The organism is Enterococcus sp. AZ188 (assembly GCF_050544075.1).
Lineage (GTDB): Bacteria > Bacillota > Bacilli > Lactobacillales > Enterococcaceae > Enterococcus_D > Enterococcus_D entomosocium.
Genome location: NZ_CP172943.1, coordinates 151,091 through 165,129 on the forward strand (window position 1 = coordinate 151,091; position 14,039 = coordinate 165,129).

The 14,039-nt window shown below is 46.5% G+C and carries 9 protein-coding genes; 7 read left to right on the plus strand and 2 right to left on the minus strand.

Features of this window, described 5'->3' with window-relative positions; genetic code table 11:
* Positions 1 to 152: 152 nt before the first annotated feature.
* From IGI86_RS00730 to IGI86_RS00755, 6 genes are all read left to right on the plus strand, one after another.
* Complete coding sequence (locus tag IGI86_RS00730) at positions 153 to 1,904, plus strand: hypothetical protein (RefSeq protein ID WP_008376564.1); 1,752 nt, start codon at positions 153 to 155, stop codon at positions 1,902 to 1,904.
* Positions 1,905 to 2,070: 166 nt separating this feature from the next.
* Positions 2,071 to 2,511: a MarR family winged helix-turn-helix transcriptional regulator gene (locus IGI86_RS00735; protein ID WP_016611594.1), complete on the plus strand. Its 441-nt coding sequence runs from the start codon at positions 2,071 to 2,073 to the stop codon at positions 2,509 to 2,511.
* Entirely contained in the window at positions 2,508 to 4,250 is a 1,743-nt protein-coding gene (locus IGI86_RS00740) for an ABC transporter ATP-binding protein (RefSeq protein ID WP_430617647.1), read from the plus strand. The genes IGI86_RS00735 and IGI86_RS00740 overlap by 4 nt, the downstream gene beginning before the upstream one ends.
* Positions 4,216 to 5,982, plus strand: coding sequence for an ABC transporter ATP-binding protein (locus IGI86_RS00745; RefSeq protein WP_430617648.1), 1,767 nt, complete (start codon positions 4,216 to 4,218; stop codon positions 5,980 to 5,982). Before IGI86_RS00740 ends, IGI86_RS00745 begins: the two co-directional genes overlap by 35 nt.
* A gap of 167 nt (positions 5,983 to 6,149) precedes the next feature.
* Positions 6,150 to 7,586, plus strand: coding sequence for a glycoside hydrolase family 1 protein (locus IGI86_RS00750; protein WP_005232733.1), 1,437 nt, complete (start codon positions 6,150 to 6,152; stop codon positions 7,584 to 7,586).
* A gap of 262 nt (positions 7,587 to 7,848) precedes the next feature.
* Positions 7,849 to 10,311 carry a heavy metal translocating P-type ATPase gene (locus tag IGI86_RS00755; RefSeq protein ID WP_144330756.1) on the plus strand — a complete coding sequence of 821 codons (2,463 nt, stop codon included), beginning with the start codon at positions 7,849 to 7,851 and terminating at the stop codon, positions 10,309 to 10,311.
* 73 nt (positions 10,312 to 10,384) lie between these two features.
* Here IGI86_RS00755 and IGI86_RS00760 read toward each other — a convergent pair whose 3' ends face one another.
* On the minus strand, positions 10,385 to 11,101 hold the full coding sequence (locus IGI86_RS00760) for a GntR family transcriptional regulator (protein ID WP_005226669.1): 717 nt from the start codon (positions 11,099 to 11,101) through the stop codon (positions 10,385 to 10,387).
* A 108-nt stretch (positions 11,102 to 11,209) separates the two neighbouring features.
* Positions 11,210 to 12,481 carry a PTS cellobiose transporter subunit IIC gene (gene celB / locus IGI86_RS00765; protein ID WP_005226670.1) on the minus strand — a complete coding sequence of 424 codons (1,272 nt, stop codon included), beginning with the start codon at positions 12,479 to 12,481 and terminating at the stop codon, positions 11,210 to 11,212.
* A 159-nt stretch (positions 12,482 to 12,640) separates the two neighbouring features.
* Here celB and IGI86_RS00770 point away from each other — a divergent pair, with 159 nt between their 5' ends.
* Positions 12,641 to 14,029: a glycoside hydrolase family 1 protein gene (locus IGI86_RS00770; protein WP_430617649.1), complete on the plus strand. Its 1,389-nt coding sequence runs from the start codon at positions 12,641 to 12,643 to the stop codon at positions 14,027 to 14,029.
* Positions 14,030 to 14,039 lie beyond the last annotated feature (10 nt).

Sequence of the window (14,039 nt, forward strand, 5' to 3'; positions counted from 1 at the left end):
CAAAGAAACGACCACCTAAAACCTAGAAAAGTTTAGTAATTGGTTAAATTTTTACCATGTATCCCTTTTCACTAAGCTTTCTTTTTCCCCTCCTCGTCCCTATCTGGTACTCTTTTTATGAGCGTACCGAAAAGGTGCAAGGAGGTTTTTTTTTGAAACAAAAAATAGTACAAAAGCCGCTTTTCTGGCAAGTGGTGATTCTGATTGCAATGAGTGGTGTTTTTTTATTACCGCAGATCTTAGGCCAAGGCATGATTTTGGGCTCTGATGTGGTCTTTCACTTCAATCGTTTTTATGAGACCAGCCAGCAGATCAAAGAGGGCAATTTTCAATATTTTCTTTCTATCTACGGGTTTCAGCAATCTGCTCGTATCGTCAATGCATTATACGGTCCCTTTTTTGCCTATTTCCAAGGTCTGCTGGTCTTGCTGAGTCCTTCGTGGTTTTCCTACCAACTGCTCGCCAATGGGCTGCTCTATCTGCTAGCAGGGTTTTCGATGTTTGGCTTATTAAAGAAACTACGAGTCAATGGCTGGCTGTCAGTGGGGATGAGCATCCTGTTTATGGCGACCTATTCTGTCCAGTATTGGATTGAGCGGCAGGGCTTTTCTGCTTGGGGAGCAGCCGTGTTACCGCTGTGTCTGATTCCACTGATCGCACTAGGGGAACATAAACGGTTGCGGCCTTTTGCGGTAGGGGTTTCCGTGGCGGTCTTATTTCAAATCCATGTGTTTTCAAGCATCTTGTTAGTGCTCTTATATGTGCCCTTTTTCTTACGCGCCTTTTTTGTTGGAACTTCCGGCGAAGAAAAACGACAATTGGTGCTGCGCTTAGCAGGAGCGATCGGGATTTTCTTGCTGCTGACCGCCAATATTTGGTTAGGGATGTTGGATCTCTATACGAGTAACACGTTGATCGCGCCTTTTGTGAATCGCAACATGCAGAACAATACCATTACTGGAACCAGCAGCTATTGGTGGACGACTCCGTACCTGCTGCCAATCTTATGTGCCTTGTTCTTTTGCGGTGCGATTCGTGTATGGCCTCGTCTATCCGGCGGCTTCAAATTAATGACAGCAGCTGCAGCGGTCTTTTTCGTTTTATCATCGAACGCTATTCCTTGGCAATGGCTAGGCAGTCTGGACAATGGTGTGATCAATTTACTACAATTCCCTTTTCGGTTCTTTGTTCCTGCCACGATTTTGATCTTAGTCGGTTTGTGCCTGCTGGTTCCTTATTATCGGGGCAAGCCATTGGCAAATCCGCGTTGGTTCGTCCTCGTTTTAGTTTTGAGTGTTGGTCAAATCCTGATCCAAAACACGGTCAAAATGCAGGACTGGCACTCCGATGAAGCGGCAGTTTCACTGCGAAACCACACCTATCTCTCGGCAGAATCTGAAGCGCAATTGAAGGAAGCCTATTTTAGTAAAGACAAGTCCTTAGCATTAGCGCTGTATCAACGTTCTACCCCAGATTATCTGCCCCTCTATCAAGAGACCAAGAAGAACAAGTACAATTTGTACGGGGAAGAAATCATTGAAAAAAATGATACCGTGGCAAAAACCGTAGAAAACGGGAAACTTACTTTACGTTGGCAAGGTGATCAAGAGGCGTGGAAGGCGTTACCGATCATCAATTACCGCTATACTGAATTGACCCTCAATCAGCAGCCACTAACTGAGAAAGATGTCTCTTTGAGTGCCATTGGTGCCGTTTCTGTCCAACAGCAAGCAGGGGAGAATGTCTTAGTCGTTGACTATGACGCACCTTGGTTTTTCGACGGAGCTTTATGGCTGACGATCATTTCTTGGATCGCTTTACTCATCGGCTTTATCAGCTGGAAAACAAGACAGCTGTATCGTCGTCGTAAGGTCGTACAAGCTTTATTGAAAGAATCTGAATAAAATGAATCAGAAAAGAACTTCAGCGAGAGGGCTGAAGTTCTTTTTTTGTTGATCAGCAACAGTGTACCTATTTTTTTCCGAGAGAAACAATAATCGTTGCGTGCGCAACGATTATTCCTTATAATAGATAAGACACTTTGAAGAACCAAGAAAGGCAGGAGTGCTCATGGAAGCCATTATCCGCTCAATCAATCATATTGCCCGTCTCGCCACCCTTTATCGGGAAAAAGAACTGAAAAAATTTGGTTTAGGTGGGATGCATCATACCTATATCTTAAACATTTGCCGTCAACCGGGGATCAGTCAAGAAGCCTTAGCCAAGAAGATTTTTGTTAATAAAAGCAATGTTGCCCGTCAACTAGCGATCTTAGAAGAACGAGGATTTGTCACTAGAACCAGCAGTCCCACCGACAAACGACAATTACTGGTTTATCCAACCGAAAAAGCACTTGTTGTCCAACCAAAGATCCAACAGCTGCTTCAAAGCTGGAATGAACAAGTCGTAGCAGGTTTTTCTGCTGCCCAACAGCAGCAGTTGATCGCTGATCTGGAAATCGTCAAAGAAAATTCCCAACGGCTTTTAGCGAAAGTTGAGGCGATGGAATGAATCTTTTGTCTCAATATTTAAAACCCTATATCGGCCGCATTTCCCTTGGCGTCAGCATCAAATTCTTCGGGTCATTGATGGACTTGCTATTGCCTTGGATTTTGGCGTATATCATCGATTCTGTGATTCCCACGAAGCAAGTATCAGCGATTTTTGCTTGGGGCGGGGCGATGGTGGTCTGCTCCATCATCGCAGTTGTCACCAATATCATCGCCAATCGGATGGCCTCCAGTGTTGCTCGCGATACCACTGGTAGTATACGCCATGACTTATTTGAAAAAGTTTCCTATCTGTCGATTCCGCAAGTCGAAGAAGTCGGGATCCCTTCCTTGGTGTCTCGCTTGACGACAGACACTTACAACATCCATCAAACGATAGGGATGATCCAACGGATGGGGATTCGTGCCCCGATTCTGTTATTAGGGGGAATCATGATCACTGCTACATTAGATCCCGTTTTGACACTGGTCTTAGTAGGCGTCTTGCCCTTCACTTTAGTGGCAGCAGTCACCATCTCAAAACGGGGGATCCCCTTGTTTGCCTCATTGCAAAAGCAAGTGGATGTGTTGGTGCGGACTGTCCGAGAAAATGTAACTGGGGCTCGGGTGATCAAGGCCTTGTCTAAAGCAGATTACGAGAAAAAGCGCTTTGACCACGTCAATCAAGACGTAGTAGCTGCGGAAACCACTGCTAATCGAACCATGGCTGCGACACCACCCCTGATGGACCTATTTTTGAATATCGGACTGACGCTAGTGATCGTCGTCAGTGCCTTTCGCGTCAATCAAGGGTTGACCCAACCAGGGGTCATCATTGCCTTTTTGACCTATTTTACGATCATTTTGAATGCCATGCTCAGTATCACTCGCATCTTTGTAATCGTGTCGAAGGGGCTCGCTTCTGCCGATCGGATCCAATCCGTCTTGCGCCTGCCGCAAAATATGCAAGTCATTGAGGCGCCTGTCAAAGAAGAGTCGGCGCATATCGTTTTTGAAAAAGTTTCCTTCACTTATCCTAATGGCACTCGGGTGCTGAAAGACATCGATTTTTCCTTGCAGCCGGGAGAAACCTTAGGGATCATCGGTGCGACTGGTAGTGGAAAATCAACGATCGTCAAACTACTGCTGCGGCTCTATGACCCAACGAAGGGTATGATCCGCATCGCTGGTCGCGACATTCGCTCCATCGATCCGACGGAGTTGCATCAGTTATTCGGTGTCGTCTTACAAAAAGACGTGCTTTTTGCGGAAACGATTGAAGAAAATATCGCCTTTGGCCGGCGGTTTTCCAAAGAGCAGATCGAAGAAGCGGCGGCTCGCGCCCAAGCCAAGGAGTTTATCAATCAACTACCCAAGCGCTTAGCTCATCCACTGCATGCCAAAGGCAGCAATTTAAGCGGCGGTCAAAAGCAGCGGGTCTTGTTATCGCGGGCATTGGCGGGGGATCCGGAAATTTTGATTTTGGATGACTCCGCCAGTGCGCTAGATTATCGGACCGACGCTCAGTTGCGCAAGGTCCTGAAACAGCAGTTTCAACAGACGACGACGATCTTGATCGCGCAGCGGATCAGCTCGATCCAGCATGCCGACAAAATTTTGGTACTGGAAAACGGGCAAATGAACGGCTTTGGCAGTCACCAAGAATTACTAGCAGAAAATGCGATCTACCAAGCCATTTATCAAGGTCAGACAGGAGGTGCCGACGATGCCGAAGAAAAAAACGGAAAAACCGCAGGATAGTAAGAAAACACTACGGCGTTTGTGGGGCTATCTCTACGAGTACAAAGGTCTCCTGCTGGCAGCCGCTGTATTGATGATGGCCAGCAACATCTTCGCCTTGGTGGGCCCGTTGCTTTCCGGGTACGCCATTGATGCTATTCAACCGGGTCCCGGCAAGGTCATTTTTGAACGAGTCTTCTTTTATTGTGGGCTGATGCTCCTGTTTTATCTTGCGTCTTCCCTTCTTAGTTATCTGATTTCGCTCATGATGATCCGCTTGAGTCAGCGGGTGGTGGCAGCGATGCGTAAGGCGATTTTTGATAAAATCACCGAACTGCCGGTGGGGTATTTTGACCGGGTCGCCACTGGGGATATCATCAGCCGCATCAGTTATGACGTCGATACCATCAATACGTCATTGGCCAGCGATGCCATTCAAGTCCTCAGCAGTCTTGTGACGATCATTGGTTCGTTTGTGATGATGGTTTTGATTTCGCCGCTGCTGGTGCTGATTTTTGTCGTAACGGTTCCCGCTTCGATCTTTTTGACCCGCTTTTTGATGAGCAAATTTCAACCATTGTTTCGCCGTCGTTCTCGCAAATTAGGCGAACTGAACGGCTTTGTGGAAGAGATTATTTCTGGTCAGCAAACGATCAAGCTGTATAACCAAGAAGAAGCGATCATCAGCCGTTTTGACGAAAAAAACCAAGAAGCGGTGGATGCCTATTACAATGCCGAGTACTACGGCAGTATGACTGGTCCTTCCATCAACTTTATCAACAATCTGTCATTGTCCTTGATCAGTATGTTTGGCGCCTTGCTGTTTTTGTTCGGTCATCTGACATTAGGGAATGTTTCTTCCTTTGTTCTTTACTCCAGAAAATTCTCAGGACCAATCAATGAGTTAGCCAACATCTTCAGTGATTTGCAATCGGCATTGGCGGCGGCAGAACGAATCTTCCGTTTGCTGGATGAAGAACCGGAAGTTTCTGATGTTCCTGGAGCCTACGAATACCGCGAGGTGTCTGGTGAGGTCGCCTTTGATCATGTGACCTTCGGCTATCAAGCACAGCAGCCCATCATCAAAGACCTTTCGCTACAAGTACCAGCTGGCAGCTTGGTCGCGATCGTCGGACCGACCGGAGCGGGGAAAACCACCATTGTGAACCTCTTGATGCGGTTTTATGACCCTGACCAAGGAGCGATTCGTTTAGACGGAAAAAATATCCGCCAAGCGACACGCCGCAGCTTACGGCAAAGCTATGCGATGGTGCTGCAAGACACGTGGCTGTTCACGGGAACGATTTTTGAAAATTTGGCCTACGGCAAGGCGAATGCGACGATGGCAGAAGTCCAAGCTGCTGCACAAGCCGCCCATATCCATGACTTTATTATGAGCCTGCCAAAAGGCTATGATACTTTGATTTCTGAAGACGGGACCGGTATTTCACAAGGGCAAAAACAACTATTGACGATTGCGCGAGCAATGCTGTTAGATGCCGATCTGCTGATTCTTGATGAAGCCACATCAAATGTCGACACGCAAACGGAGCTGCTGATCCAAGCAGCGATGACCAAATTGATGAAAGGCAAAACCTCCTTTGTGATCGCCCATCGCTTGTCCACGATTCGACATGCCGACACGATCCTCGTGGTGGAACAGGGCAATATCGTAGAGCAAGGGACCCACGAAGAGTTAGTAGCCAAAGAGGGGCGTTATGCCTCACTCTATCAGGCACAATTTGACGCATGATCCATAGCTAGTCCGCATCCGTACAAGGAGTAACCCACTGCTTGCACGGATGTTTTTTGCGTGCCATCGGCTTTCTTGGCACAGGTAAAAAATCTTCTTATGACAAATCAGGCAATTATCGGTATACTTAAGAAAGGGGTATCATCAAACAGAAAGAAGGGAAACAATTGGATCATAAACAACTAAAAGAATTCCCCAACGATTTCTTATGGGGTTCAGCATCAGCAGCCTATCAAGTAGAGGGTGCATGGCAAGAAGACGGCAAAGGCGCTTCAGTTTGGGACGATTTTGTCCGCATTCCAGGCAAAACCTTTAAAGCAACGAACGGAGATGTCGCGGTCGACCATTACCACCGCTTCAAAGAAGATGTTGCCTTGATGAAAGAACAAGGATTGAAAACCTATCGTTTTTCCATTGCATGGACACGGATTTTTCCAGAAGGACGAGGAGAAGTCAATCAAGCAGGGTTAGACTTTTATTTAGCATTGATCGATGAGCTGATTAAAGCAGGGATCGAACCAATGGTGACCTTGTACCATTGGGATCTGCCACGTACGTTGCAAGAAGAATATGGCGGCTGGGAATCTCGCAAAATCATTGAAGATTTCACCAACTATGCGGCCGTATTATTTGAAGCCTTTCGCGGCAAAGTTCACTATTGGGTCAGCTTGAATGAACAAAATATCTTTACTTCTTTAGGCTATCTTTTAGCTGCCCATCCACCAGGAGTGACCGATCCTAAACGGATGTATGAAGTCAATCATATCGCTAACTTGGCAAATGCGTCGGTGATCAACAAGTTCCATGAGATGAAAATCCCAGGGAAAATCGGACCAAGTTTCGCCTATTCACCAAACTACCCAATCAACAGCGACCCGAAAAATATTTTGGCAGCTGAAAACGCCGAAGACTTGATGGCGCATTATTGGTTAGACGTCTATCTATGGGGCGAATACCCGATTGCTGCAATGAATTACTTGAACGAGCAAGGGATCGCACCAACGATCGAACCAGGAGATATGGACTTGCTGCGTTCAGCAAAACCAGATTTCTTAGGGATCAACTATTACCAAACAGCAACGAATGCCTACAATCCATTAGATGGTGTCGGTGCCGGTAAAATGAACACCACTGGAAAAAAAGGTAGCTCCGAAGAAACCGGGACACCAGGAATGTTCAAAAAAGCTGAAAATCCATTTGTGGAACGGACGAATTGGGATTGGGAGATCGATCCTCAAGGGCTGCGGATCGCTTTACGCCGAATCACTAGCCGTTATCGGGTGCCTGTGATCATTACGGAAAACGGACTTGGTGAATACGATAAACTAACAGACGATCACCAAATCCATGACCAATACCGCATCGATTATTTAGCAGGGCATGTCCATGCCATCAAAGAAGCGATCAGCGACGGCGCGGAAGTTCTTGGCTATTGCACCTGGTCCTTCACTGATTTGCTAAGCTGGTTGAACGGCTACCAAAAACGCTATGGCTTTGTCTACGTCGACCAAGATGAAACCCAAGAAGGGTCACTGGCACGCTACAAGAAAGACAGCTTCTACTGGTATCAAGAGCTGATCAAAACCAACGGGCAAGAGTGCTAGCCTCCTAAAGCCAATACCTGAATAAGCGAAACGACCCCTGCAACGGCAGTGATCGTTTCTTAGAAAAAAGTACGTTCCACCTGTAGCGACCGCCCAAAGGTAGACCAAAAGTCTCGCTTTTTGGGCCGCTTCAAAGGAGAACGTCCTTTTTTTGAGTGTTATCGTTGACAAGTGTAAACGATAATTGTAAAGTAGAAGAAGATTACAACTGTAAACATAAAAGGTGAATGGGTTTGCATAGCAAGCAAGGAGGAAGGAAACAATGATCGAAAAGAATTATGGGGTAAAAGGGATGACCTGTGCGTCTTGTTCCCAGACAGTCGAAAAAACAGTCAGCAAGCTGGCGGGGGTCGACCAAGCAGCTGTCAATTTGGCTACTGAAAAATTACATATTCGTTATGATGAGCAGCAGCTCACCGAAGAAACACTCGCTGAGGCCATCAAAGCAGCGGGCTATCAACTGATCGGCTCTCAAAGACAAGAGACCTTTGCCATCTCGGGCATGACCTGTGCGTCTTGTGCCCAAACAGTAGAAAAAGCTGTCCAAAAATTAGCGGGTGTGGAGCAAGCCTCCGTCAATCTGGCGACAGAAAAACTGACGGTCAGCTATCAACAAGACCAAGTGTCCGCCGCGAAGATCGCAGCTGCCGTGAAAGAGGCGGGCTATGACGCACAGCTGCCGACCGCTTCTGCCGACAAGGCGGATTCAAAACAGGCAGAGATTCGTGCTTTATGGCAACGGTTTTGGCTTTCGGCGCTCTTTACGATCCCCTTGTTCTATTTGACGATGGGGGAAATGATCGGTTTGCCGATCCCTGGCTTTTTAGATCCAATGGCCTATCCAGTCAATTTCGTTACCACTCAATTGATTTTAGTCTTACCGGTGATGGTCCTCGGTCGCGCCTTTTACATTGCTGGTTTCAAAGCGCTTTGGAAAGGCCATCCTAACATGGATTCCCTCGTCGCATTGGGAACCAGTGCTGCCTTCTTTTATAGTATTTATGGGACCGTGATGGTCTACCTGGGCACGACCCACTATGCGATGCACTTGTACTATGAAACGGCCGCCGTTATTTTGGCATTAGTGACCTTAGGAAAATACCTTGAGTCGGTCTCAAAGGGCAAAACCTCCGAAGCCATCAAGAAGTTGTTGGATCTCGCACCGAAAAAAGCCCGCGTGCTTCGCGGCAGCGGGCATCAAGCCGAAGAAGTCGAAGTGGGTATTGAAGAAGTCGCAGCCGGCGATATCTTAGTCGTACGACCTGGTGAAAAGATTCCTGTGGATGGGATCGTTACCCAAGGACGCTCTGCCATCGATGAATCAATGATCACCGGAGAAAGCTTACCTATCGAAAAACAAGTCGGTGATCGGGTGATCGGCGCTAGTATCAACAAAAATGGCTCGTTTCAATACGAAGCCACCAATGTGGGAGAAGATTCAACGTTAGCGCAAATCATTCAGTTAGTAGAAAATGCCCAAGGCTCCAAAGCGCCAATTGCCCGCATGGCAGATAAAGTTTCGGGTGTGTTTGTCCCGATTGTCATGGTCTTGGCGGTTTTTGCAGGACTTGCCTGGTTTTTCTTAGGACAAGAAACCTGGATCTTCTCATTGACCATTACGATCTCTGTATTAGTGATTGCTTGTCCGTGTGCCTTAGGATTAGCGACACCGACCGCCATCATGGTGGGTGCGGGCAAAGGGGCAGAAAATGGCGTCTTGATCAAAAGCGGCGATGCGTTAGAAACAGCTAGAAACGTGACGACGATCGTCTTTGATAAAACCGGCACGATCACAGAAGGCAAACCAGTCGTAACCGATCTCCTGCCTGCCGGCAACCACACGCCGACGGAATTGCTGCAGCTGGCGGCTTCTGTTGAAAAAGGCTCAGAACATCCATTAGGCGAAGCCATTGTGATCGAAGCCCGCAAGCAAGCCCTTGCCCTGCAAGAAGTTGACGGGTTTGAAGCGATTCCGGGGCATGGGATTCAAGGCACGATTGCTGGCAGTCCAGTCCTATTAGGCAACCAGAAATGGCTGGAAAAACAAAACGTTGCCATCGATGGCCTGATCGAGCAAGCCCAACAATTGGCTCACGAAGGGAAAACACCGATGTATGTTGCCAAAGACGGCGAAGCGATCGGGATCATCGCTGTGGCAGATACTATCAAAGAAAGCAGTCGAAAAGCCATTGAGCGGTTGCATCAAATGGGCTTGTACGTAGCAATGATCACGGGCGACAATGCTCGGACAGCCCAAGCCATCGCCAAACAAGTCGGTATCGATGAAGTAATCAGTGACGTCTTGCCAGAAGATAAAGCCGCCAAAGTAGCCGGCCTGCAAGCCAAAGGCCAAAAGGTTGCGATGGTAGGTGACGGGATCAATGATGCGCCGGCGTTAGCCCAAGCCGATGTAGGGATCGCGATTGGCTCTGGTACCGATGTCGCCATCGAATCGGCAGACATCGTACTGATGCGCAGCGATCTGATGGACGTCCCATCAGCGATCGAGTTAAGTCGGGCAACCATCAAAAACATCAAAGAAAATCTTTTCTGGGCTTTTGCTTATAACGTCTTAGGCATTCCTGTCGCAATGGGTGTGTTGCATCTTTTCGGCGGCCCCTTGCTCAATCCAATGATCGCCGGGGCGGCCATGAGCTTCAGCTCGGTATCCGTTTTATTAAATGCCTTGCGGCTGAAACGATTCCAACCCTCAGCAAAAAAATAAACGAAGCAACGAATGCAACAACAAAAAGACCTGCCCACGGTTTCTGATGGAAGAAAACCGTGGATAGGTCTTTTTAGTGCTGGACATCTAAATAAGAGTAGGCCCGCACGTCATAACGGTTGCGACTACGGGAAAATTCGATAGGTGAGCCATTTTTCTGATAGACGATCTGTTCGATCTCTAAGACCGGATCATCGGCTTTACAGTCCAAATACTGTTGATCGTACGCGGTACTTTTATCAGCGGCGATGGTGCGGTAGGCCCCAGCAAACTGGACCCCTAGTTCCTCTTTGACATAACGATAGATAGAACTTTCTAAATGGCCACGAGTTAAATTGGGCACCAAATGGACCGGCATATAGGTATATTCTAAAATAAACGGCTGGTCTTCAAGAATCCGCAAGCGGACAATACTATAGATCGGCTGTTCTTCCGTCAACATCAACTTTTCTTGGATCGTTTGGTCAGGAAATTCGACTTGAAAATCGATGACCTGACTGACTAGCTTGCGGCCAGCTTTGCCCATTTCTGTTGACAAGCCTTCATAGACCGTTAAAGCAGTGGTGTCTTTTTTTAAGAATGGGTGGTTCAATATTTTTGTTCCAGCGCCCCGCTGAGAATAAACCAGTCCTTCCATGGCTAAAATACCGATGGCTTTTTTGACGGTCATCCGGCTGACTCCGAATTCTTCGACTAAATCAGTTTGATTCGGCAGTAAGCTGTCAGGCGGATACGTTTTGTTTTTGATACGTGTGCGTAAAATATTGGCAATTTCTTGGTATTTTGGCATCTGATCACCTCGCAAGAAGTATAGCTGAAAAAAGCGGTTTCGACAATCAAACCTTGGTTTTTTTATAAAAAGAACGGCTGACTGAAAAAATTCAGCCAGCCGTTGCGCTTAATCGATCGATGGTTCTGCTTGACGATCTAAAACACGTAAGAATGGATACCAGATTAAGCCGACGATCACCACGTCAATGACTTGCAGCAAACCACCTAACCAAGAGTTGGTTGCTAAGACACCACTGAATACCACTGGAACGGTCCAAGGAACAGAAACACCAGTTGGTGCAGGAACAAGTCCAGCCGCCATCACTAAGTAGTTGAAGGTCGTTACCACAAGAGGTGCCACGACCCAAGGAATCAGGATCGTCGCATTCAAGACGATCGGCATACCGAAGATTGCTGGTTCGTTGACGTTAAAGATCCCTGGTGCTAAAGCCAAACGACCAACATCGCGGTATTGTTTTTTCTTCAATACAAAAGCCATCAAGATAACAACGGCTAACGTCATACCAGAACCGCCTAATCCAACGGTGAAGGTTTCCATAAATGGTTTTGTGACGATATGCGGCAGTGCATCCCCATTTTGATACGCTTCTAAGTTGTCTAACATTAATGTATTCCAAATCGGGTCCATCACAGAGTTGACGATGATTTGACCATGTAGACCGAAGAACCAAAGGAATTGGACAAAGAACAAAGCCAATAGAGTTGCTGGCAAGCTGCTGCCTAGTCCAGTCAATGGTTTTTGGATCAATTCATAAACCAAGTCATGCAAGTTGGCATTGAAGACACCCGTCATGATGGCATTGATCACTAAAAATACCGTTAAGGTGATAATTGCTGGAATCAAAGCGGCAAAAGATTTAGAAACTGCTGGTGGCACCCCATCAGGCATTTTGATCTGCCAGCCGCGTTTTGTGATGCGGCAATAGATTTCAGCTGCTAAAAATGCTGCGATCATCCCGATAAACATCCCTTTTGCGCCAAGACGATCAAGAGACAGCACGCCGGAGATCGTTTCGCCAGATTCAGTAGTCATAAAGAAAGGAGTTAAGATCAAAAAGCTGGCAAAAGAAACGGCGCCGCCAAAAATCCCTTCCACATCATATGATTTTGATAAATAATAGCCGATACCGAAAGTAACGAAAACAGTCATGATACTCATTGTTGCATTTTGCCCATTGCCAAACAGCGTTCCTAATGTTCCTTTAGTGGCATCACTGAAGAAGGGCAGGTTGTTTAAAACGACCACGATCGATCCAAACATAGTGATTGGGAACGAAAGCATAAATGCGTCCCGCAAGACGGTCAGATAGCGATTTTGTCCTAAGGCATTCGCCAAGGGCAAAATCTTTTCAGATAACTTGTCCATAAAACCATTCATTATTAGTTCACTCCTTAAATTTCTTTTTGCAATCGATTACATCGATAATGTATCATGTTTTATTTTAAATGTCTATACATTTATTTTAAAAAAGATTGATTTTTGTAACTGCTTCCTTTATGATTAGGGCAGCAAAGAAAAAATGAGGAGTGAATGAAGATGGATTATCAATTTCCAGCAGGCTTTTGGTGGGGGTCAGCCGCTAGTGGCCCACAAACAGAAGGTGTATTTGAAGGCGATGGCAAAGGGGCAAGCATCTGGGATTACTGGTATCAGCAAGAACCAGAGAAATTTTTCAATGGGGTAGGTCCTGAAAAAACCTCGCAAGTCTACACACGCTATCAAGAAGATATTCAACTCATGAAAGAAACCGGCCATACGACGTTTCGGACGTCGATCCAATGGAGTCGTCTCTTCCCGCAAGGCAAAGGAGAAGTCAATCAAAAAGCCGTTGATTTTTACAATGCCTACATTGATGAGTTGATCGCCAACGGGATCGAACCTTTCATGAATTTATACCACTTCGATATGCCAATGGCGCTGCAAGAAAAAGGCGGCTGGTTGAACCGAGAGACCGTGGATGCCTATGTCGCGTTTGCGCAAACCTGCTTTACGTTATTTGGTGATCGTGTCAAGAAATGGTTCACTCATAATGAACCGATCGTCCCTGTTGAAGGCGGCTATCTTTACCAATTCCATTATCCGAATGAGATCAACATGAAACATGCAGTCCAAGTTGGGTTCCACGAAACGTTGGCGAGTGCTAAAGCCATCAAAGTCTACCATGAGATGAACCTTGGTGGGGAGATCGGCATTATTTTGAATTTGACGCCAAGCTATCCAAGAGATGAGAACGATCCAGAGGATGTCAAAGCAGCGCAAATCGCAGATGCCTTCTTTAATCGCTCTTTCTTAGACCCTGCGGTCAAAGGCACGTTCCCAGAAGAATTAGTGACCATCGTCAAGGAATTAGATATGGTACCAGCGATGGAAGCTGATGATTTACAAACAATTCGCGAAAATACGATCGACTTGTTGGGGATCAATTATTACCAACCTCGTCGTATCATGAAGAAAGAATCGCCGATCGATCAAGCGAAAAGTCCAATGCCAGATGATTACTTTGATAACTATGATATGCCAAACAAGAAAATGAACCCGTATCGTGGATGGGAAATCTATGAAAAAGGGATCTATGATATTTTGACAAACACGCGAGAAAACTATGGCAATATCAAGTGCTACATTTCTGAAAATGGCATGGGTGTCGAAGGAGAAGAACGTTTCGTCAATGCTGATGGCGTGATCGAAGATGATTACCGCATCGAGTTTGTCTCTGACCACTTGAAGTATGTCCACCAAGCGATCCAAGAAGGAACCAATTGTGTTGGCTACCATATGTGGACCTGCATGGACAACTGGTCCTGGACCAATGCTTACAAGAACCGTTACGGATTTATCTCCGGTGACTTAGCAAATGATGCTAAACGAACGGTGAAAAAATCAGGTCGTTGGTTTAAAGAAGTTTCAGATAATAACGGCTTTTAATAACAATGGA